We start from the raw sequence: 20089 nt of genomic DNA on the forward strand, positions 1-20089 counted from the left end.
CTCGACTTTATGCCTGGTTTTTCGACGCTCCAGGCATTCCCCTGGGCATTCCCCCGACCATGGCCGATACCTTGCTCAGCAGGCTCTCCCGGTCCACATCTCCCTTTTGCACGAGTTGTTGGATGCTGTTGGCGGAAAGGCGCTTGAGGTCATCGGACGTCAAGTCCTTGGCCGTGAGCACCAGAACCGGAATGCTCGCCGTGGCCGACGTGCTCCTGATTTTTTCCAACACCGCGAACCCGTCCACCTGGGGCATCATCAGATCCAGGACGATCCCGTCAGGGATGGTTAGAGCCACGAAATCGAGTGCTTCCCGGCCGTCTCTGGCCACATCCACGGCATACCCGGCGGTTTCCAGCACGGACCGGACCTGGATGATCGCCGCCTCGTTATCCTCCACCAGTAAAATTCGGGGCTGATGGGACCGCTCGCCCATGGCGACGAAAGCATGGGAGCGCATTATGCCGTCTTTAGAAAGCGGCTTCATACTCACCGGCTCATGAATCAGCGCCGCCCCCTGCCATACCAACGGGAGGGTCAGGGTAAAAGTCGATCCCTTGCCTGGCGCGCTTTCCACCGAGATGTCGCCGCCAAGCAGTCTGGCTGACTTTTGGGCAATAGCCAGACCGAGACCGGTCCCTTCATGCCTTCTGGACGAGGAGCCGTCCGCCTGACGGAATTCATCAAAGATATGCGGCAGATCGTTTTTCGTGATGCCGATGCCCGTATCCGTGACCCGCAGAAAGACCTTTTCCCGGTCAGCCCGCACGGAAACGCTGACGCCGCCCGTATCCGTGAACTTGACGGCATTACCGAGCAGGTTTTGCAGAACCTGGGTGATCCGAAGCTCGTCGCTTTCAATGGTCGGAAGGTCCGCGGGGATGTCGTGATGCAGGTCGATCCGTTTTTCCCTGGCCAGGGGCATGATGCTTTCCACGACGTTTTCCAGAGTCCGGCCAAGGGCGAACGGCTTAGGGTAGACGTCCATCCTGCCGGCCTCGATCTTGGAAAGGTCCAGAATATCATTGATCAAGGCCAGCAGATTCTTTCCGTTGCGCTCGATGATTTCCAGATAACTCGCCTCTTCCTTGCTGAGCTTGGACCTGGCCTGCATCATCAGCACGCGGGACAGGGCCATCACGGAGTTCAGAGGCGTGCGTAATTCGTGGCTCATGTTGGACAGGAACTGGCTTTTAAGGCGGGCGACCTCTTCCACGGCCTGTCGCTGGAGTTCCAGTTCCTCGGCCTGGGAATGCAGCTCCTCGTTCTGAGCTTGCAGTTCCTCGGCCTGGGCATGCAACTCCTCCTGCTGAACCTGAAGTTCTTGATTGCTCTCCAACAACTCTTCGGACAACCGCCGAGTTCTGTCATTGGCCACGAGGTTGGCAAACACCGTATGCACGAGAGTGGCCCACGGGAGGCTCAGGATTTCGATGGCTTTCGGGGCATACCCCTTGATGCTGGCCAGGGAAATGACGCCCTGGATACCCCTGACGCCGTCGTCGAGAATGATGGGAAAACTGATCAATTCCTTGGGCGGCAGGGATCCCGCGAAGGTTCGGAAGTGAAAAACCGAATCGCCGGGGATGTCCCGCAAGCGGACCATTTTCCCGGTGGTCAGCACTTTTCCGATTTCCCCTTCCAATGTAGACGCATCAAACGCCTTCAAGCGTTCCCGGTCGACGCCGATGGAGACGAACGGCTCAAAAACGTCTTCCGACGGGTTGCGTTTGAAATACGCCCCCATCTGGGAATCAGTGGCTTCCATCAGCGTGTTCAGGAGTTCTTTTCTGAATGTGGGAAGGTCGTTAGCGTTCAAAAGGATTTCCGAAATATGGTCGTTGATATTCCGCAAATCCATCTGCGAGGATATGGATTCCGCCATCTGGTTGAATGCACCTTCAAGCGTTCCGAATTCATTGGCCGGTGCGCTACGACCGCGGACCCCGAAGTCGCCTTCCCGAAAGCGTCTCGTCAAATCCGTCAAATCTCTCAAAGGCCTGCTGATCCAGGCATAAAGAAAATAACCAATGGTTGCCGTCATCAGAATGATGGCCGCCACGGAGAACACCATCTTGGCGGTCATTGTCCGGTGATGGATCGATGCGGTCCGGTAGTAATGGTCCGCGTAGTCGCGGGAAATGTCGTCCACCCTCCGGAGCAGGCCCATCACCTCCCGCAAATGGGGAGTGTCCGGCCCGACCTCCTTGTGAATGTTCGCGGCTCGGGCCGTGTCAATATTCTCGGCCCGGAACAGCCGGAGAACTTCTTCGCGATTTGCCCGGCATCCTTCCACGGCCAGGAACAAGACTTCGACATCCGCTCGATCCCCGGAATAGCGGTCGAACAGGATATCGAACTGCGCCCTGGCATTGGCTTCGTGGGCGGTAATCAGCGCAAGAATGTGCTCGACGTTTCGGGGAGTGTCATGCGCGAACAATTCCTCCATGGCCCAATGGATGGTCAGGACGTCGGCTTTCAGTTCCCCGATGGCCCGGCGAACTTCAAGAGGGTGCTCGTAAAGGACCTTGGTTTGCCGCCAAAGCTGATCCGTCTGGAACCAGGCCAATGCCGCGAGTGTGGCTACCAGCAGCAGGATCGCCCCCATACCGAGCCTGATTTGTGTCCTGATGCGCATGTCTTTGAGCTTCATATCCGCCTATTAGCTCCTACTATTAGCTCCTATCGCCTGCCATAAATCTGGCTGAACGCGAACACCCGTTGGAAATGATTCCGAAAACATTCCGGAGGCTTTTCCACCATGCCCAACACGAGAAATCCCCTGGGACTGAGTGCGTGATAAAGCCGCTCGAATATCCCGGCCTGGTAGTGCAGGTTGAAATAGATCAGCACGTTGCGGCACAGCACCAGATCGAAGTCGCCGAACACGCTCTCCGGGGGAACCCCGCGGACTTTGTCCAGCAAGTCGTAACGCGAGAACGTGACCATCTCCCGGATCTCCGGGTTCAGCGTGAACAAATCGCCATGCCGTGAAAAATATTTGCTCAAAAGCTTGAATTTTACATTCTTCAGGCTCTCCAGCGTATACTGAGCCTTGTCCGCCGCGTCCAGGACCTTGGGGTCAATATCCGTAGCGAAAAAATGCACGTTCTCGGGCCAGCCTTCCTTGTCTCGCAGCTCTCGAATCAGAATGGCCATGGAATACGGTTCCTCGCCCCGGGCGCAGCCCGCGGACCAGATGCGCAGCGAAGCCTCGTTTCGATTCATCTTTTCCCTGGCAAGGGTCGGCAGTATTTGATCCGCGATCAGCTCGAAGGTCAGGGTATCCCTGAAAAACCGGCTGACATTGATGGTGATCGCATCCAGGAGGTTGTCGATTTCCCCTGGGGTGTTCAGCAAATAGATGCAATACCCGGCCATGTCCCCACATCCCGCGACGCGCAGACGCTGCTTGACGCGGCGCTCCAGCATGGCCGGATGGTAGCCGGAGAAATCAATTCCGCGGTTCTCCAGAAGATACGCGAGGATCTGCTCAAGTGACGGACCAATGCCTTGCAATATGGTACCTATCCTGCCTTTGTGTCGGATGTCACGGGAAAGATGATGCGGGCCGAGGCGGATTTGCTCTCGATCCATATATGACTGGCGCATATATGGGAAATGGCGACGAGGAAAAGACAATAAGAAAACTGAAATATTTTTGACAAAAGACCCTTGGAAAACAGCAAAAAGGCTCCCCGGACCGCGACCATCAGCGATCCGGAGAACCGTCGCCAACAGGAGAAATTACGCCACCTTGACTTCCTCTTCTCCAACCCCGAGCACCACGGAGAGTTCATCCGCGGAAAAAATCTTGTCGATGTTCAGGATGATGATGAACTCATCGCCCTGCTTGCCCATGCCCTCGATGAACTCGGTCTTGATCCTCGTGCCCAGCCTCGGGGCGGGTTCGATCTGGTCGGGCTCCAGGTCGAACACTTCCCGGACCGAGTCGGCCAGGGCTCCCAGGACCGTGGACTCGCCGTCCACGTCCACTTCGGTGATGATGATGCAGGTGTTCACGGTCTGCTCGGTCCGGCTCAAGCCGAACTTGAGGCGCATGTCCACCACGGGCACGGCCCGCCCCCGGACATTGATCACCCCGCGCAGAAACTCCGGGGTCCGGGGCACCCGGGTAATGTCCGTGTACTCCAGAACCTCCCGGACTTTGGCGATGTCCATGGCGTACAGTTCCTTGTCCAGGGTGAAGGTCAGGTATTGATTCAGATTCTTGGTCTGTTTTTCGTCCATATCGTTTTCCTCCGGGATTCTTATGGTTCAGCGGTTCACGGTTCAGCGGTTCAATGGTTGATGAGGCGGATAGCACGACCCCGACCGTTGAACCGTGAACCATTGAACCGTTGAACCCATTCCGCCCTAGAACTTCTCAAACTCGTCGTCACCCTTGTCCGGCCCCATGTCCAAGGCCAACCCCCGTGCCTTGGCCGATTGGGCCACGGGAGCGGGCTTGCGCGGAGCGGGGGCAAGCATGTTGGCGTGCGTGGTGCGCCCGGTGGTCTTTCGGGATCGGGACAATGTACCCGAACCACTCATCTTGAAGAAGGCCATGGTGGCCTGGAGTTCTTCGGCCTGACTGGAGAGTTCCTCGGATGTGGAGGCCATTTCCTCGGCGGCCGAGGCGTTCTGCTGAATGACCTGATCCAGTTGCTGCACGGCCTTGTTGATCTGCTCCACGCCGATGCTCTGCTCCCGGCTGGCCGCGTTGATCTCCTGGATCAATTCCGCGGTGCGCTGGATGTCCGGGACGATCTTGACCAGCATCTCTCCGGCCTGCTCGGCCACCTGGACGCTGGACCTGGACAGTTCGCTGATTTCCGTAGCCGCGGAACCGCTGCGCTCGGCCAGCTTGCGCACTTCGGCGGCGACGACCGCGAACCCCTTGCCCGCATCACCGGCCCGGGCCGCCTCGATGGCCGCGTTCAGGGCCAGCAAGTTGGTCTGGCGGGCGATTTCCTCGATGATGGAGATCTTTTCCGCGATCTGCTTCATGGCCGTCACGGTCTGAGAAACGGCCTGCCCACCCTCCTGGGCGTCCTTGGCCGCCTGCAGGGCGATCTTCTCGGTCTGGGCCGCGTTGTCCGCGTTTTGCTTAATGTTCGCGGTCATCTCTTCCATGCTCGACGAAACTTCCTCCACCGCGGCGGCCTGTTCCGTAGCCCCCTGAGACATCTGTTCCGCCGAGGCCGAAAGCTGCTCGCTGCCCGAAGCCACGTTCTCCGAGGCGGATTTCACCTCGCCCACGATCTCCCGGAGCTTGCCCTGCATCTCCTGCATGGCCTTGCCCAACATCCCGATCTCATCTTTCTGGTCCACGTCCAGCTTGGCATCCAACTCACCTTCGGAAAGATCCTCGGAAAAGCGCACGCCCTTGGCAACCGGTCGGGTGATGGCCATAGTCAGCAGAGTGCCCAAGCCCAAGGCCATAATCACGCCAAGAACGATCCCGAGAATGGCCACGAATTGGGACATGGCCGCTTCGGCTTCCGCGATTTCCACGGCTTCAGCGGCAGCCTGCTGATTGCGCTCCAGCACTTGGTTCAGGTTTCTCAGAGCCTCCATCTGCCGCTCCCGCACCGTGACCATGGCGGTCTGGATCATGTTCTCGAGCATGGTTTCCGCTTCCTGGGCCACGGCCAGCAGCTCGTCAAAAAGCTCGAAGGTCTGCCGGGCCATGGGCAAGGTTTCCTGAGCCAGAATCCGGTTGGCCCCGTCCACGTCGCCCACCTGCATCCGCTCCTTGATCCTGGCGATGGACTGGTGAAAAGGATTATGAGAGGCGGGCATACGCCGCAAGATGTCCAGAAGCCGCGGGTTCTCGGTCCTGAATCCGGCCAGCCAACGCCCAAAATTACAGGCCTCGGGGTTGTCCCCGCCCTCGAACTGTACGTTACGGGTGATCAAGCCGTAGGCCTGGCCCACCAACGCATGGTGATCCGCTCGAAACTGTTCCAGATTTCCCCGCAGGTTGGCCGGGTTATTGATTCCCGTCTGATGCAGCTCCCTGGCCATTTGGATAAACCTGTCATTGACATCCCGCCACTGGTCCAAAGACGCCGCCGCCTGCCGCCACAGCGCCGTCTCCTCGGCCGTGGCCGGCAGGGCTTCGAAGGCTTCCCGCAGCTTTGCGATATCAGCCCGTAGCCTGGTCAGGATATCAACCTGGCGTTGGTTGTCCTCTCGGCTCAAGCCCGGCACGAGCAGGGTGCGCTGGGCCACGCGCAGAGATTCGTAGCTTTTTTCGATTTCCAACAAGGCTTCAACGCTGGGCAGCCGAACGCGCCCCACCTCGTTGATCTGTCCGGCCAGATTCCGTGCTTCATACCAACCAAACGCTCCAACGATGAAGACAATCAAAGCGACAATGGCGAATCCGCCAACAAGCTTCACTCCAAGTTTAATGTTTTTCATCCGACTCCCTCCTGGTTGAATGTGTTCCCGACAGACGCATCCATCATATCGACGCATACAGACGGCTTCGCCAAAGCCCCGGCGACCTCACGCAGCAGTTCTTCGGCCTCAAAAGGTTTGTAGATGATTGGAGGACATCCCCTGCATTGCCACTCCGCGGCAAGCGCTTCGTGGGCATACCCGGTCATGACCATGACGTTCGGGTTAAATCCCTTGCTGTGCATGACGGCCAGCAACTCCGGTCCGTCCATATACGGCATCCTCAGATCCGTAATCACCAGATCAATGCCTGGTCCGGTTCGAACGACCTCGGCCATCACGGACAAAGCCTCGATCCCATGCCCGGCCTCCAGCACGGTGTAACCGGCCCGACGCAGGACAAGGCCGAGGGAAAAGAGGACCTCTTCTTCGTCGTCCACTATGAGAATCGTTTTTTGGGACACAGTGCACCTGTTCAGATGATTGCCGTCCGCCATGTTCGGCCCCGGAATGACCGACACGACGCCATGCACACCATAAGCATTTGCCATGCCATGGAGTGTTCACAATCCAACCAATTGAAATGCAGATGTATTGCCAATGAATTAGGCGAGCGCCGCTTCGGCATCGGAGTCAAGCCAGATTGACGGCGGCCAGGAGGGAGAGAGGAAATTGAAAGCGTTTGCAGTGTGGTGGATTGAGAAGGTCAAGCCGACTTGACGAGTGGATTGCGTCAAGCTGGATTGACGCGGGGGAAGAAGAAGATGAGGAAGGGAGAAGGGAGTTATGTCGTCCCATTATCCGGTGGTTTCAACCACCGGAACGCAACACACAACAATATCAAGTCCTGAAGGGACGACATTTTCCTATCGTCCCAACGGCTCATGTCGTCCCTTCAGGACTCATTATTTGGGGGGTACCCATTTTCCGGTGGTTGAAACCACCGGCTATACGATGTCATCCCTCCGGGATTTATGAAAATTCGAATCACAACGAACAAAATGTATTTGAATTTCCCAGGGAGCAATGCTGAAAAACCGGTGGTTTTAACCACCGGCACAGGCACAAGGTACCAAAGGCATTTCAATTTCCCTGAAGGGGAAACATCGTAGAGCCGGTGGTTTCAACCACCGGAACGCAACACACAACAATATCAAGTCCTGAAAGGACGACATTTCTTTCAATTCCAAATAAATTCCGCATCATATTCAACATTATGTCGCTCAAGAAGCAATTCAAATTCTGATTGAAAAGAAAAACCCTCATGATGCTTTTCCTGATTTTGGATATATTTCACAACGACAGGAACTTGAGATTCACTAACGGTAAATGCACCGTACCCATCCTGCCATCTGAATTTCACTCCCAACCGATTTTGTTCATTGATCCATTTCGATGAACTTCCCTTTATCTTTTGCATGACATCCGAAAATTTATGAATTGGCTTGAGCTTCATAAGTATATGAATATGATCCGCCATGCCGCCAACTTCAATGAGGATACCGTTATCGACTCTGACGATTCCACCAATATATCGATAAAGTTCGTCTCTCATACCGAAAACAAGCACCGGTTCTCGACCTTTGGTGCTGAAAACCACATGGTAAATGAGATTGGTTAATGTGCTCCCCATCATTCACTCCTCTACGATGTCATCCCTTCGGGATTCATATTCCCGAGCCTCAACGCCGCTGACTGACCCGCTGGTGCATGGCCTGCCTGGAAATGCCGAGCATTCGGGCGGCGGCGGCCTGGTTGCCGCCGGAGCGGCGAAGGGCTTCCTGGACCAGTTTCTGAACTGTCTGGTCCATGGTCGGCAGGGGGTCGGGAAAGAGAATGTCCGCTCCCAAAAGCATTGCCGGAACCGTTTCCGGGGCTGGGGCATTGAAGTGGAAGGCGGGGGTTTTGACCAGAGAGGCCATTTTTTTCTCCAATTCCTGAAGCCCGCCCTGAGCCATGGTATTGAAGATCAGGGAGCGCAGTTCTCGAACATTTCCCGGGAAGGAATGAGACAGGAGCCGATCCGCCAGCGAAGGGTCGATCCGTTCAGAGGGGATCTTCAAGGTCTCGCAAGCCTGGCGCAAATAATGCTCCGCCAGCAGCAAGATGTCACGGCCCCGCTCCCGCAGGGGAGGCAAGTGCACGTGATAGGTGTTGATCCTGTAGAACAGATCCTTGCGGAAAAGCCCCTTGCGTTCGGCCGCTTCCAGGTCCTGGTTGGTGGCCGCCACGATCCGCGCCCTGCTCCGGCGCGGCTTATCCGCGCCCAGGGGAAGGAACTCGTGATCCTGGATCAACTTGAGCAGCTTAATCTGCGAGGCAAGGGACAAGTCGCCGATCTCGTCCAGGAACAGCGTCCCGTCCGCGGCCTGCTCCACCATGCCCCGCCGATCCTGCCGGGCGTCGGTGAACGCTCCCTTGACGTGACCGAAAAGCGTGTCCGCGAACATGTTGTCGTCCAACCCGGCCACGTTGACGGCGACAAACGGCCCGCCTCGCCCACTGAGCCGGTGCAGGGCCGTGGCCGTGAGATCCTTGCCCGTCCCGGTCTCTCCGGTGATCAACACGGGCTCCGCAGTGGGCGCGATCACCTCCATGTACCGAAAGATGGCCTGCATTGGACGATTCTCGGTGATGATCCCGCTGAAGGCCTCAGGCTGGTCCAGGCGTTCAAAAAGGAGCTTGTCGCGCAGATGAATGTTTTGGCGCAGCAGCCGGGCATGGGCCAGGGCGCGATGCACCGTGGCCAGCAAAAGGACCTGTTCCACCGGCTTGATCAGGTAGTCGAAGGCCCCGGCCTTCATGCAGCGGACAGCCGTTTCGGTCTCGTCCACGCCGGTGACCATCACCACGGGAACATGGGGGGCCTCGGACCGGAAACGTTCCAGGATCGCCTCCCCGTGCACCCTGCCCGGCATGAACAAGTCCAGCAATAACAATGCGCACTGGACATCCGGCAGCCGATCCAGCACGGTCTGCCCGTCGGTGAAGGTTTCCACGTTCCCAAAACCAGCCGTGAGCAAGGTCATGCTCAGACTGTCCAAGAGCAACTCTTCGTCATCCACAAGAAATATGGGCCATGCGGATTCGGTGTTCGACTTCATGATCCCGCCTTGAGAAAAATCGTCACGGTGGTCCCCAAACCCGGCGCGGAATCGAAGGTCATCCGGCCTTTATGGCTCTGGATGATCGACGAGGTGATGGATAAGCCCAAGCCGGTACCGCCGACATTGTGCCGGGTACTGAAGAATGGATCGCAGATCCGCTCGATGTTCTCCGGGGCGATCCCCTCACCTTCATCAGTGATGCGCAAAACCACGGCTTCCTCGTCCGAATCGGAGTAGGTTTCCAGGACGATCCGGCGTTCCTTGTCCGGCAGGGCCTGACAGGCGTTGATCAGCAGATTGACCACCACCTGCTCCAATTTCTGAAAGTCGCCCCGCACCGGAGGAAGATTCGGGTCCAATCGCGTCTCGAACAAATTGGTATGCTCGGCGATAGTCTTGCGGAGCATGGTCAGGGCCGCTTCGACAACCTGATTCAGCCGCACCTCGCTGCCCATATCCAGAGGCAGCTGCCGAGCAAACGTCTTCAGCTCGGACACGATCCGCTTGATCCGCTTGCTGCCTTCATGGATCCCAGAGAACAGCCTGGACACGTTGTCTCGCATCCGCGGATAGGGCATCCCGGCCAGCATGAACTCCGGATGCCCGGCATGGTGCGCCTCCAGAACCGGCAGGGAGTCGGCCCAGACCTCTTCCAGGAGAGGCGTATTCAAGATGATGAAATTGTTGGGGTTGTTCACCTCGTGGGCCACGCCGGCCACCAGGGTGCCCAGCGCGGTCATTTTGGCGGCCTGAGCCAGCTGTTCCTGCTGGGTCTTTTCGCGCACCTGGGCAAGCTTGCGCTCGGCGACGTCCTTGGCAAAGCCGATGGTTCCGGCAATGTTTCCGTTCCGGTCACGGTAGACCAGCTTGTCCGTCACGGCCCACCCCAGCTTCCCCGAGGTGCCGACATACTGCTCCTCAATGCCGATCTTGGCGCGGCCCGTGCGCAGTACTTCCTGGTCGTCCAAAACGTATTTCCGTGCAATCTTCGGTGGAAATATGTCGTAATCAGTCCCGCCAATGACCTGCCCCCGCTCCAGCCCGACGGTTTGGCAAAAAGTCTTGTTCACCTCCAGATACGTTCCATCCCGGTTTTTCTGCCAGATCAAGGCCGGGGCCGTATCGAAAACCAAGTTCAGGTGCTGTCTGGTTGCCAGCAGTTCAGCCTTTTCCCGTTCCAAGTCCCGGTACATCAAATCCAAGGGGTGGATCAGCCCGGAACGAATCAAGGCCAGGTAGACGAACAGGTATGAAATGATTTTCAGTAACGGGCCGAGGGCGTTGGAATGAACGCCGACGTACTCCTGGAAGATAAACGTGGATTCTGACGCCAGAGAGGCGACCACGGCCAGGAAAATCAGCCTGTAAACCCTGACGTCGAGCAAATCGCGACGGTGGAAAAGCACCACCAGGGCGAACAGCAGGAACACGCAGACGACGAATTCACTCCACAGCTTGAAGGGAGCCATCCCCTCGCCATCCACATACGTGACTGGAAACACCTGCCAGTAAAAAATGGCGGTCAACAGGAAAAGTGCCAAAGCGGCCCAAAATAACAACCCGAAGAAAGGACGGAAGGTGCGGCCCAGGACCAGCGAGAACAGCAGCATTGCCAGCCCCTCCATGTACCGCCCAACGAGCCGGAGTTGAGCTGGAAGGTCCACGTTCGGCGCATCGCGGAAAATATCCCTTTGCAGGAAGGCCAAAGCGTGCAAGAGATCCGTGAAGCCGATGAACAAATAGGCCGAGCCCAGCAGAAGCAAGGCGTCGTTGTTGATGAACCGCCGTGCGTTCCAGACCAACATGAATACGGCCCAGGCCACGGCAATGGAAATGACCTCGGTCACGGCCTGAAAGAGCGTGGCGTTATACCTGCCGACGATGAACAAAAGTCCGAGCATCGTACATCCGAGGGTGTACCAGAGATATTCGGAAAATTTACACTCCGTGCCTACCCCCTTGGAGGACAATGCACAGGCAAGGCATGCCGATACCGACCTGCTTCCGTCCTGCTCGTCCCGTCCGTTCCGACAGTCCCATCCGCCCCGCTCCCCCAGGTCTCGCGACGAATCATCGGCCATGGATGCAGCCTCCTCTCGGTGGGCGGGCTTTGACGCCGCCGACTTGTCCGACGTCACTCCTAGCCTCTTGCTTTGCCCAATACCGCTCAACCAAGCGCCGCTTCCGGGTCAATTCGGCCAGCACGAGGTCCGGCAAAAAAAAACGGATATCCCGGCCCGCGCTCCAATAGTCCCGAATCATGGTCGCGCTGATATCCAGATAGGGGGGGCGAATCAACAGGATATTCCCGCTGCCCGGCCCCAACCTCCACTCGCAAACCATGTTGCCGGGGCTTTTCATCCACCCGGGATAGACGGTTTCGTCGGCTTCGGGCCAATGGGAACGCACGAATTCACGGGTAGTTTCCAGGGCCATGTCCTGCCGGGCCACGGCCACGAAGTGAGCCTTGCGGGTCAGGGCCAGGCCGTCTTTCCAGGACGGCAGGGTCAGCAGGTCCGGGACGCCGAGCAAAAAAAAGAGCCGGCTTCCGGGCATCGCCCGAGCCAGCTCTTCCAGCGTATCTCCGGTGTAAGACGGACCGGGCCGACCGCCCTCGACCAAGGAGCAATGCAGGCCGGGAAGCCCATGAAGAGCCTTCTGCACCAAGCGGCAACGCAGGCCAAAAGGCAACAGTCCTCGCTGCCCCTTGTGCGGCGGGATTGCGGTCGGAACCAGTTCCACCCGGTCCAGCCCAAGGATTTCCAGGGCTTCAACGGCCAGACGCAGATGGCCGTGATGCACGGGGTTGAAGCACCCGCCGAAAACGCCGACCTTCATGCAGCCGTCACCTTACCTGAGTGTTGAAAAAGTCCTTATCCACAGTCCGTTCAAAAACCCCAAGTGCAAGGAGCAAAAAAAGTTCACGGACGAAGCGTATTTATTCAAACGGAGAGTTTGAACTTTTTGCAGCGACGCAGCAATTGGGGGTATTTCAAGGGACTGTTACGTCCTTTTCAGGTTCATTCCCGAACCTGCCCCTGACCAAGGCCGACGAATTTCACGCCGGTCAGTTCCCGAACTCCCATGGGACCGTAAGCGTGCAGCTTGGACGTGCTGATCCCGATTTCCGCGCCCAGGCCGAGCTGACCGCCGTCGTTGAACCGGGTGGAGGCGTTCACCAGGACCAGGGAGGCGTCGGCCTCGCGCAGAAAGCGCATGGCCCGGTCATGGTCTCTGGTGAGGATGGCCTCGGTATGGTTGGAGCCGTAAAGGGCGATGTGCTCCAGGGCCTGATCCATGTCCCGGACCACCCGCACGGCCAGGACCAGGGCCAGAAACTCCCTACCCCAGTCGCCTTCCTCGGCTGGGTCGGCATCGGCCTTGGACTTGAGCAGGGGCAGGCTTTCCGGGCAGGCCTTGAAACGCACCTCCGCGGCCCCCAGACGTTCCGCGACCTTGGGCAGGAAGATTCGCGCCTCGTCCTGGTGCACCAGCAAACATTCCAAAGCGTTACACACCCCGCAGCGCTGCACTTTGGAGTTGAAGACGATCTCCAGAGCCTTGTCCAGGTCCGCGCCCTGGTCCACGTATATGTGGCACACACCTTTATAATGCTTCAACACGGGCATGGTGGCCTGGTCGGCCACGGCCCGAATCAGGGACTCGCCGCCGCGTGGAATGACCACGTCGATGAACTCGTCCAGCTTCAGCAAATGCCTCACAGCCTCCCGGTCCGTGACCGGCACCAGTTGGACCGCGGCCTCCGGCAGCCCGGCGGCCCGCAGCGCCTCCGCGATCAACTCGGCTAGGACTTGATTGGAATGGAAGGCCTCGGAACCGCCCCGCAGGATGGCCGCATTGCCGGCCTTAAGGGTCAGGATGGCCGCCTCGATGGTTACGTTGGGCCGAGATTCGTAGATCATCATCACCACGCCCAGGGGCACGCGCATCCGCCCGAACCGCAGCCCATTGGGCCGCTGCCACATGCTTTCGATCTCGCCCACCGGATCAGTTTGGGCCATGACCTCCAGGCAGGCCTGGGCCATGGCCTCGACGGTCGCCTCAGTTATCCGCAGCCGGTCCACCCTGGCCGCGTCCAACCCGGCGGCCAGGGCCGCGTCCACGTCCTTCTGGTTGGCTTCCAGCACCTGCCCGGCCCGGTCCCGCAACAGCCGGGCCAGCTCCCGAAGCACCTCGTCCTTGCGTCTGCCTTCGGCGTTGGCCGTCAGCCTGGCCGCGTCACGGGCATCCCGGGCCAGCCGATTCATCCGGCCCTGAAGATCTTTCGTCATTCTACACTCCTATGGACTCGACAAGACAACCGCCAGTCGCTACCTGTTCAAAAAAACAACCATGAAGAACGACAGTTCCAAAAAGCCATTCTCAGAGGCAGCCTGAAGGACCACAACCATGCACGAAGTCATCCGCGCTCTGATTCAAGGTCAGCAAAGCTGTGTTCTCGCCACATCTCAGGACAACCAGCCGCACACGTCCCTGATGGGCTTCGCCCCTTCCGAGGATTTCACAACCTTTTTCATGGCCACCTACCGCAACACCAACAAGTTCGCAAACCTCAAGGCCAATCCGAAGGTCAGCCTGCTCCTGGACGATCGCGGTGCGCATCCCGAACAGGACCGCGGAAAAACCAAAGCCCTGACCGTACACGGACGGGCCGAAGCCCTCGAAGATCCGGAACAATGCCGTGCCGTCGCGGACATCCTCCGTCGACGCTTGCCACACCTGCATGACTTTCTGGACGGCCCGGACATCGCCTTCATCGCCGTCCAGGCCGTTGATTTCCTGCTCCTACAAGGCCCCATCGAGGCGATCTTCGAAACCGCCGGGTAGCGATTAAACCCAGGTACGGAAACAAGGCGCCCAGGTTCCGCGAAAATCCCTATTTGCCCAGTGTTTTTTCATTAGGCTAGTATCTTTACATAACTTGTAAATTGCCTCAAATGTGATCAAAATGTCCTGGACCAGGAAGGCGAACGGACACCATTTTCCCGCCACGATTCTCATCCACATCAGCCAGCCAAGGAGACAGGCTCTATGGATACCTCTAAACTTGCCGTTCCAGCCATTGCGATCGGCATCCTAGCCATTGTCGGCACCGTGCTCGCCACGTTTTTGAGCGGTGCGTCCGGACTCACCGGAGCCATCACGACGGCCGCGGCCGGTCTTGTCGCCCTGTTCGTCGTGGGGACGCCGCTGATGCTCCAGAACCGCGCGCTGGCCGAGGCATCCGCCGTGCTGAAAGATCTCGCTGAAGGGAATTTTCAGAAGGGCACTTTGGAGGCCAGCCGGGGAGCGAAGAGCCTGCCAAGCCTGTTCACGGCCCTGGAGGCCGTGTCCCATGCCTTGAAGCACGAAAAGGGTCTGAGCAAGGGGATTATCGAAGGACTGCCCACGCCGTTTCTGCTGGTGGACACCAAGGAACGGGCCTTGTTTACGAACCAGGCCTGTCTGGACATGGTTCAGATCGACGGCCCGCCGAAAAAACAGCTTGGCCGGACTCTGGCGGAAATCTTCTATAACGACCCCTCACGCCAGACCGCCGTGGGCAAGGCCATCAAGACCGGCGAGGTCTTTCGCAACCTGGAAGTGAGCATTACCGGACATAAAGGCGGGGTGCGCCACGTCCTGGCCAACGTCTGCCCCTTGTACGATCTGGACGGCGTCTGCATCGGCGGCTTCTGCCTCTACGTGGACATGACCACCCTGAAAACCAAGGAAGCTCAAATCTGCGAGCAGAACGAGATCATCTCCAAGGCGGCATCACAGGCCACCCAGGTCTCCAACTCCATGGCCTCGGCCGCCGAAGAGTTGGCCGCCCAGGTGGAGCAGGCCAGCCGGGGCGCGGAGCAGCAGCGGGACCGGACCGGCGAGACGGCCACGGCCATGGAGGAAATGAACGCCACGGTCTTGGAAGTGGCCAGAAACGCCTCCCAGGCCGCCGAAGCTTCGGACCTGTCTCGGACCAAGGCCCTGGAGGGCGCGAAAGTGGTGGGCGAATCCGTGGCGGCCATCAACAAAGTCCAGCAACAGTCCGAGGAACTGAAGGCCAACCTCGGCCGGCTGGGGCAACAGGCCGACCAGATCGGTCGAATTATGACCGTGATCGAGGACATCGCGGACCAGACCAACCTCCTGGCCCTGAACGCGGCCATCGAGGCGGCTCGGGCCGGTGACGCGGGACGCGGATTCGCCGTGGTGGCCGACGAAGTGCGCAAGCTGGCGGAAAAGACCATGAACGCCACCAAGGAGGTCGGGCAAGCCATCTCGGACATTCAGCAAGGAACCAGGACCAATATCGACGGCATGGACAAGGCCGCCGAGGCGGTCGCCGAGGCCACGGCTCGGGCCAACGCCTCCGGCGCGACCCTGCAGGAAATCCTGGCCCTGGCCGAACAGGCCGCGGACCAGGTCCGCTCCATCGCCACCGCCGCGGAACAGCAGTCCGCCACCAGTGAGGAGATCAACCGCGGAGTGGAGGACATCAACCGAATCTCCGCGGAAACCAGCGAAGTCATGAACCAATCCGCCCAGGCCGTCTCCGAACTGGCCCGGATGGCCGCCGAATTGAACACGGTCATCGATGGAATGCGGGCCCAGGCGAAAGACGAGTGCCCGGCGGAGTGATGAATGACCGTTCCTTTCCTACTCCAAACGCCAAAAAGGCCGGTGCTCTCGCACCGGCCTTTTTGGTATAACGGCGTTGGTAGAGGCACGGCGTGCCCCTACCAACGCTACTAGTCTTCCAACGTGGAGGTATCCCCCACTTCCTGGCCGAGTTCCTCGGCTTTGAGCACCCGGCGCATGATCTTTCCGCTGCGGGTCTTGGGCAGTTTTTCCCGGAACTCGATGGTCTTGACGATGGCCACGGGGCCGAGTTCGTTGCGGATATGCACCTTGAGTTCCTTGACCAGGTCGTCGGACCCCTCGAATCCCTCTTTCAGGGTAACGAAGGCCTTGGCCACCTCGCCCTTGATCTTGTCCGGGATGCCGATGGCCGCGGCCTCGGCCACGGCCTTGTGAGCCACCAACGCGCTTTCCAGCTCCGCGGAACCCAGGCGGTGTCCGGCGATGTTCATCACGTCGTCCGAGCGGCCCTGGATCCAGATGTATCCGTCCTCGTCCTTGCGAGCCATGTCCCCAGCTAGATACACGCCGGGAATTTTCTCCCAATATGTCTTCTTGTAACGCTCCGGATCCTTGTACAGAGTCCGAACCATGGACGGCCAGGGCTTGCGGATGATCAGCAGCCCGCCCTTGCCCGGAGGCACGGGGTTGCCCTTTTCGTCCACCACGTCCGCATCGATGGCCGGCAACGGTTTGGTGCAGGAGCCCGGCTTGAGCACGCTGACCGGGAGCGGACTGATCATGATCGAGCCGGTCTCGGTCTGCCACCAGGTGTCCACCAGCGGGCACTCGGAGCGGCCGATGTTCTTGTACAGCCAGACCCAGGCTTCGGGGTTGATGGGCTCACCCACCGAGCCGAGGATGCGCAGCGAGGACAGGTCGTGCTTCTTGGGATACTGGGTGCCGAAGCGCATCAGCATTCGGACCAGGGTCGGCGCGGTGTAGAGGATGGTTACGCCGTACTTGGCGATCAGGTCCCAGACCCGATCGGCCTGGGGATAGAGCGGATGGCCCTCAAAGATGACCGTGGTGGTTCCGGCGATGAGCGGTCCGTAAACCACGTAGCTGTGCCCGGTGATCCAGCCGGCGTCCGCGGTGCACCAGAAGATGTCCGTGGGCTTAATGTCAAAGACCCAGTTCAGGGTGCGGTTGATGCCCACCTGGTAGCCGCCGTGGGTATGCACGATACCCTTGGGTTTTCCCGTGGTCCCGGAACTGTAGAGCAGAAAAAGCATGTCCTCGGAGTCCATGGACTCGGTCGGCGATTCGGAGCTTTCCGCCCGGACCAATTCCTCGTACCAGAGGTCGCGGGCTTCCTGCATTTCCACCTGGACGTTGGCCCGATGCACGACCACCACGGTTTCCACGCAGTCGCAGACAGGCCCCATCAGGGCCTCGTCGACGATGGACTTCAGATGCACGGCCCGACCGTTGCGGTAAAACCCGTCAGCGGTGACGATAATCTTAGGCTGGGCGTCCTCAATCCGATCGCGCATGGCCTTGGCCGAAAAACCGGCGAAGACCATGCTGTGGATGGCTCCGACCTTGGCCGTGGCCAGCATGGCGATCACGGTTTCCGGCAAAGGGGGCATGTACAAAAGAACCCGATCGCCCTTCTGGACGCCCAGGGAGCGGAGAGCGTTGGCAAATTTGTTTACCGCCCGGTACAATTCGAAATAGGTCATTTTCCGGGAATCACCGGCCTCGCCTTCCCAGATAATGGCCAATTTGTTCTTGTTCGCCGTCTTGATGTGCCGGTCCAGAGCGTTGTGGACGATGTTGCACTTGGCTCCGGTGAACCATTTGTAGAACGGGGCGTCGCTGTCATCCAGAACCTTGTCCCACTTCCGGAACCACTCCAGCTCTTTGGCGGCCTCCTCCCAGTAGGCCAAAGGGTCGTCCACGGCCTGTCTGCGGGCGTTTTCCAGGGTTTGGGGATTGGCATTGGCCTCGATGACCATCTGCGGCAAAGGCCGAAAGACGCGATCCTCGTGAAGCAAGGTTTCCAGAGCGCCGTCTTGTGACATGATGTCTCCTCCTTGGCGGTGAGCTTATGAACGTCGTGACATGACGTGCGCGTGGCGCACGGACCGATAACGAACCATCCCATCGTGGTTCCCGGTACGGCTGCATCCAGAACACGAACCAGCCGGAATGCCGCATTGATTATCGACGAAAGGGAAGGGGGAAAGGGTAAACGGCAAAGATCGCCGTGAACTCAGAGGCCGAGAATCTGCTTCAAATCCGCGATGCGACGGCGGCTGACCGGCAGCTCGATGCGCTTTTTTCCCGTGGTTCGGAGCATGAAGTTGCTGCCCGGCAGAGAGGCGATTTCCGTAACCAGTTCCAGGTTGACCAGAAACTTACGATGCACTCGAAAGAAACGGTGCGAGCGCAAACGGTCCTCCAAATACTTTAAACGGAACGAGGTCAGGTATTTGTCCTGATTGGTATGCACGAAACTGTAGTCTTCGTAGGCTTCAACAAAGACGATCTGGCTATAGGGCACCAGAATCACACGACCATCCAGGGTTATGGGCAACTTCTCGATCTCCACCGGACGAGTCTGGTTATAATCCCAGGCTTGGCGCAATGCCTTGAGGAAATTGTCTTCTTCCTCCTCGCCCATGGCGATCTGCAAGGTTTCCTCGTCGCCCCCGAAATCCACGGCTTGCCTGGAGTTGCCCTCGGGCTCGGCGATATGCGCGTCGGCCGGGAGTCGACGCAGCCGGGCCAACGTGCGCTTCAGCCGCTCGTCGGTGCATGGCCAGAGCAGGTAGTCCGTGGCCCCCAGTTCAAAGGCCTTGAAGGCGTGGGCTTCGTCCGCGGCCAAAAAGACCATGGCTGGACGACGCTTGCGCTGCCCGAGAATCTGGGCAAGTTCCAGGCCGCTGACTCCGTCCGGCAGCTCCACTCCCAGGAAAAAGGCATGGTAGCCGACCCCTTCCAACAGTTCCATGGCCTCAAATGCGGAAACAGCCTCCCCCAGCACCTTCACCCCGTCCACTTCGCGCAGTTGCCGCCGCAATTCATGGCGCAACTGGGGATCGGGATGGATCAGCAATACGCGGAGTTCGCTCATGACATCACCGTAACTCGTTGATGTTTGATGGTTGACGGTTGAAATACCACTTTAGTTGTTGAAATATCCGCATTTTACTGTTCGTTCAAAAACCTCAAGTGCAAGGAGCAAAAAAAGTTCAATTTTGAAGCGTATTTATTCATACGTGAGAGTTTGAACTTTTTGCAGTGACGCGGCAATTGGGAGTTTTTCAACGGACAGTTAAACGGCCCCCTTTCTCCAAGAACCGTTCGTTGTCGCCTCCAGATAGCGCAACATGGAAAGATCAGCCGGGTGATTGACGTTGAAAAACGGCGTCGCTTCGGACCGCGGATAGGGGATATGATGCCTCATGGACTCGGTCAGAATCCGGTTGAGTTGATACAGCCCCTGGTCAAACGCTCGCTCCAGCAGAGGCAGGGCCTCGGGTTCATACATCGCAACCAGAGCCTCGATGTATCCGGTGTCTTCCTGCTGGAAAGTCGTCATCAGGGCCGTGTCCGGCTTTTCCCGCCATCCGGCTTTAAGGCGACGCAACGTCCGGTCATCCATCAGGGGCAGATCGCAGGACAGCACCAAACATGGTCGACCAAGACGACTCAAGGCAGTGGCAATTCCTCCTCCCGGACCGCGCCCCGGGACGGCGTCGAGAAAACTCGGTACGTTAAGCCCATGGTCATCCGACAGCCTTCCGACAACATGCACCGTGTCGCAGTGGCGCTTGAGCAGATCTACGGATCGGGACAGCAAACTGACCCCGGAAAAAACGATCCGCGCCTTGTCATGGCCCAGCCGACTGCTCTTGCCGCCGGCCAGCACGACTCCGGCCGGCGACCCTCCCTGATTCATGGTCGTCATCCTCACTCGCAAC

15 protein-coding genes are annotated in these 20089 nt (G+C 58.6%); 2 read left to right on the forward strand and 13 right to left on the reverse strand.

Annotated elements, in window-relative coordinates:
* Positions 1-7: 7 nt before the first annotated feature.
* From GY33_RS18890 to GY33_RS0101890, 10 genes are all read right to left on the reverse strand, one after another.
* A complete protein-coding gene (locus GY33_RS18890) occupies positions 8-2653 on the reverse strand; it encodes an ATP-binding protein (RefSeq protein ID WP_035270994.1) in 2646 nt (881 codons plus the stop codon).
* Between the two features lie 29 nt (positions 2654-2682).
* On the reverse strand, positions 2683-3519 hold the full coding sequence (locus GY33_RS0101845) for a CheR family methyltransferase (protein ID WP_051822189.1): 837 nt from the start codon (positions 3517-3519) through the stop codon (positions 2683-2685).
* A 228-nt stretch (positions 3520-3747) separates the two neighbouring features.
* A complete protein-coding gene (locus GY33_RS0101855) occupies positions 3748-4251 on the reverse strand; it encodes a chemotaxis protein CheW (protein WP_031385700.1) in 504 nt (167 codons plus the stop codon).
* Between the two features lie 126 nt (positions 4252-4377).
* Positions 4378-6429 carry a methyl-accepting chemotaxis protein gene (locus GY33_RS0101860; RefSeq protein WP_031385701.1) on the reverse strand — a complete coding sequence of 684 codons (2052 nt, stop codon included), beginning with the start codon at positions 6427-6429 and terminating at the stop codon, positions 4378-4380.
* Positions 6426-6872, reverse strand: coding sequence for a response regulator (locus GY33_RS0101865; RefSeq protein WP_161788429.1), 447 nt, complete (start codon positions 6870-6872; stop codon positions 6426-6428). The genes GY33_RS0101860 and GY33_RS0101865 overlap by 4 nt, the downstream gene beginning before the upstream one ends.
* Positions 6873-7588: 716 nt before the next feature.
* Positions 7589-8044, reverse strand: a complete 456-nt coding sequence (gene tnpA / locus GY33_RS0101870; protein WP_200874819.1) for an IS200/IS605 family transposase — start codon at positions 8042-8044, stop codon at positions 7589-7591.
* 46 nt (positions 8045-8090) lie between these two features.
* Positions 8091-9512 carry a sigma-54-dependent transcriptional regulator gene (locus GY33_RS0101875; protein WP_031385704.1) on the reverse strand — a complete coding sequence of 474 codons (1422 nt, stop codon included), beginning with the start codon at positions 9510-9512 and terminating at the stop codon, positions 8091-8093.
* A complete protein-coding gene (locus tag GY33_RS19560) occupies positions 9509-11596 on the reverse strand; it encodes an MASE3 domain-containing protein (RefSeq protein WP_084184728.1) in 2088 nt (695 codons plus the stop codon). The genes GY33_RS0101875 and GY33_RS19560 overlap by 4 nt, the downstream gene beginning before the upstream one ends.
* The gene (gene nadD, locus GY33_RS0101885) at positions 11586-12353 is read right to left on the reverse strand and encodes a nicotinate (nicotinamide) nucleotide adenylyltransferase (RefSeq protein WP_051822192.1); all 768 of its coding nucleotides are present in this window, start codon (positions 12351-12353) and stop codon (positions 11586-11588) included. The genes GY33_RS19560 and nadD overlap by 11 nt, the downstream gene beginning before the upstream one ends.
* A 182-nt stretch (positions 12354-12535) precedes the next feature.
* A complete protein-coding gene (locus tag GY33_RS0101890) occupies positions 12536-13807 on the reverse strand; it encodes a glutamate-5-semialdehyde dehydrogenase (protein ID WP_031385707.1) in 1272 nt (423 codons plus the stop codon).
* 118 nt (positions 13808-13925) lie between these two features.
* On the opposite strand from GY33_RS0101890, the gene GY33_RS0101895 reads away from it, so the two are divergent.
* Together GY33_RS0101895 and GY33_RS0101900 are read left to right on the forward strand one after the other, a co-directional pair.
* On the forward strand, positions 13926-14363 hold the full coding sequence (locus GY33_RS0101895; protein ID WP_031385708.1) for a pyridoxamine 5'-phosphate oxidase family protein: 438 nt from the start codon (positions 13926-13928) through the stop codon (positions 14361-14363).
* A 204-nt stretch (positions 14364-14567) separates the two neighbouring features.
* Positions 14568-16157 (forward strand): methyl-accepting chemotaxis protein, encoded by a 1590-nt coding sequence (locus tag GY33_RS0101900; protein ID WP_051822193.1) that lies wholly within the window; start codon positions 14568-14570, stop codon positions 16155-16157.
* A 110-nt stretch (positions 16158-16267) separates the two neighbouring features.
* On the opposite strand, the gene acs is transcribed toward GY33_RS0101900, so the two are convergent.
* From acs to mobA, 3 genes are all read right to left on the reverse strand, one after another.
* The gene (gene acs / locus GY33_RS0101905) at positions 16268-18184 is read right to left on the reverse strand and encodes an acetate--CoA ligase (RefSeq protein WP_031385710.1); all 1917 of its coding nucleotides are present in this window, start codon (positions 18182-18184) and stop codon (positions 16268-16270) included.
* Positions 18185-18375: 191 nt separating this feature from the next.
* Positions 18376-19239 carry a LytR/AlgR family response regulator transcription factor gene (locus tag GY33_RS0101910; RefSeq protein ID WP_031385711.1) on the reverse strand — a complete coding sequence of 288 codons (864 nt, stop codon included), beginning with the start codon at positions 19237-19239 and terminating at the stop codon, positions 18376-18378.
* A gap of 201 nt (positions 19240-19440) precedes the next feature.
* Positions 19441-20067: a molybdenum cofactor guanylyltransferase gene (gene mobA, locus GY33_RS0101915; RefSeq protein ID WP_031385712.1), complete on the reverse strand. Its 627-nt coding sequence runs from the start codon at positions 20065-20067 to the stop codon at positions 19441-19443.
* Between the last annotated feature and the right edge of the window lie 22 nt (positions 20068-20089).

Origin of the sequence: Desulfonatronum thiodismutans, from assembly GCF_000717475.1 — a bacterium.
In the GTDB taxonomy this organism is placed as follows: Bacteria; Desulfobacterota; Desulfovibrionia; order Desulfovibrionales; family Desulfonatronaceae; genus Desulfonatronum; species Desulfonatronum thiodismutans.

Excerpts from the sequence above, each read along its gene's own strand:
- GY33_RS0101910 (WP_031385711.1), bottom strand. The coding sequence starts at position 19,239 with ATGAGCGAACTCCGCGTATTGCTGATCCATCCCGATCCCCAGTTGCGC.
- GY33_RS0101875 (WP_031385704.1), bottom strand. The coding sequence starts at position 9,512 with ATGAAGTCGAACACCGAATCCGCATGGCCCATATTTCTTGTGGATGAC.
- GY33_RS0101855 (WP_031385700.1), bottom strand. The coding sequence starts at position 4,251 with ATGGACGAAAAACAGACCAAGAATCTGAATCAATACCTGACCTTCACC.
- GY33_RS18890 (WP_035270994.1), bottom strand. The coding sequence starts at position 2,653 with ATGAAGCTCAAAGACATGCGCATCAGGACACAAATCAGGCTCGGTATG.
- GY33_RS0101860 (WP_031385701.1), bottom strand. The coding sequence starts at position 6,429 with ATGAAAAACATTAAACTTGGAGTGAAGCTTGTTGGCGGATTCGCCATT.
- mobA (WP_031385712.1), bottom strand. The coding sequence starts at position 20,067 with ATGAATCAGGGAGGGTCGCCGGCCGGAGTCGTGCTGGCCGGCGGCAAG.
- tnpA (WP_200874819.1), bottom strand. The coding sequence starts at position 8,044 with ATGATGGGGAGCACATTAACCAATCTCATTTACCATGTGGTTTTCAGC.
- GY33_RS0101895 (WP_031385708.1), top strand. The coding sequence starts at position 13,926 with ATGCACGAAGTCATCCGCGCTCTGATTCAAGGTCAGCAAAGCTGTGTT.
- GY33_RS19560 (WP_084184728.1), bottom strand. The coding sequence starts at position 11,596 with ATGGCCGATGATTCGTCGCGAGACCTGGGGGAGCGGGGCGGATGGGAC.
- GY33_RS0101890 (WP_031385707.1), bottom strand. The coding sequence starts at position 13,807 with ATGACGAAAGATCTTCAGGGCCGGATGAATCGGCTGGCCCGGGATGCC.
- nadD (WP_051822192.1), bottom strand. The coding sequence starts at position 12,353 with ATGAAGGTCGGCGTTTTCGGCGGGTGCTTCAACCCCGTGCATCACGGC.
- GY33_RS0101900 (WP_051822193.1), top strand. The coding sequence starts at position 14,568 with ATGGATACCTCTAAACTTGCCGTTCCAGCCATTGCGATCGGCATCCTA.
- acs (WP_031385710.1), bottom strand. The coding sequence starts at position 18,184 with ATGTCACAAGACGGCGCTCTGGAAACCTTGCTTCACGAGGATCGCGTC.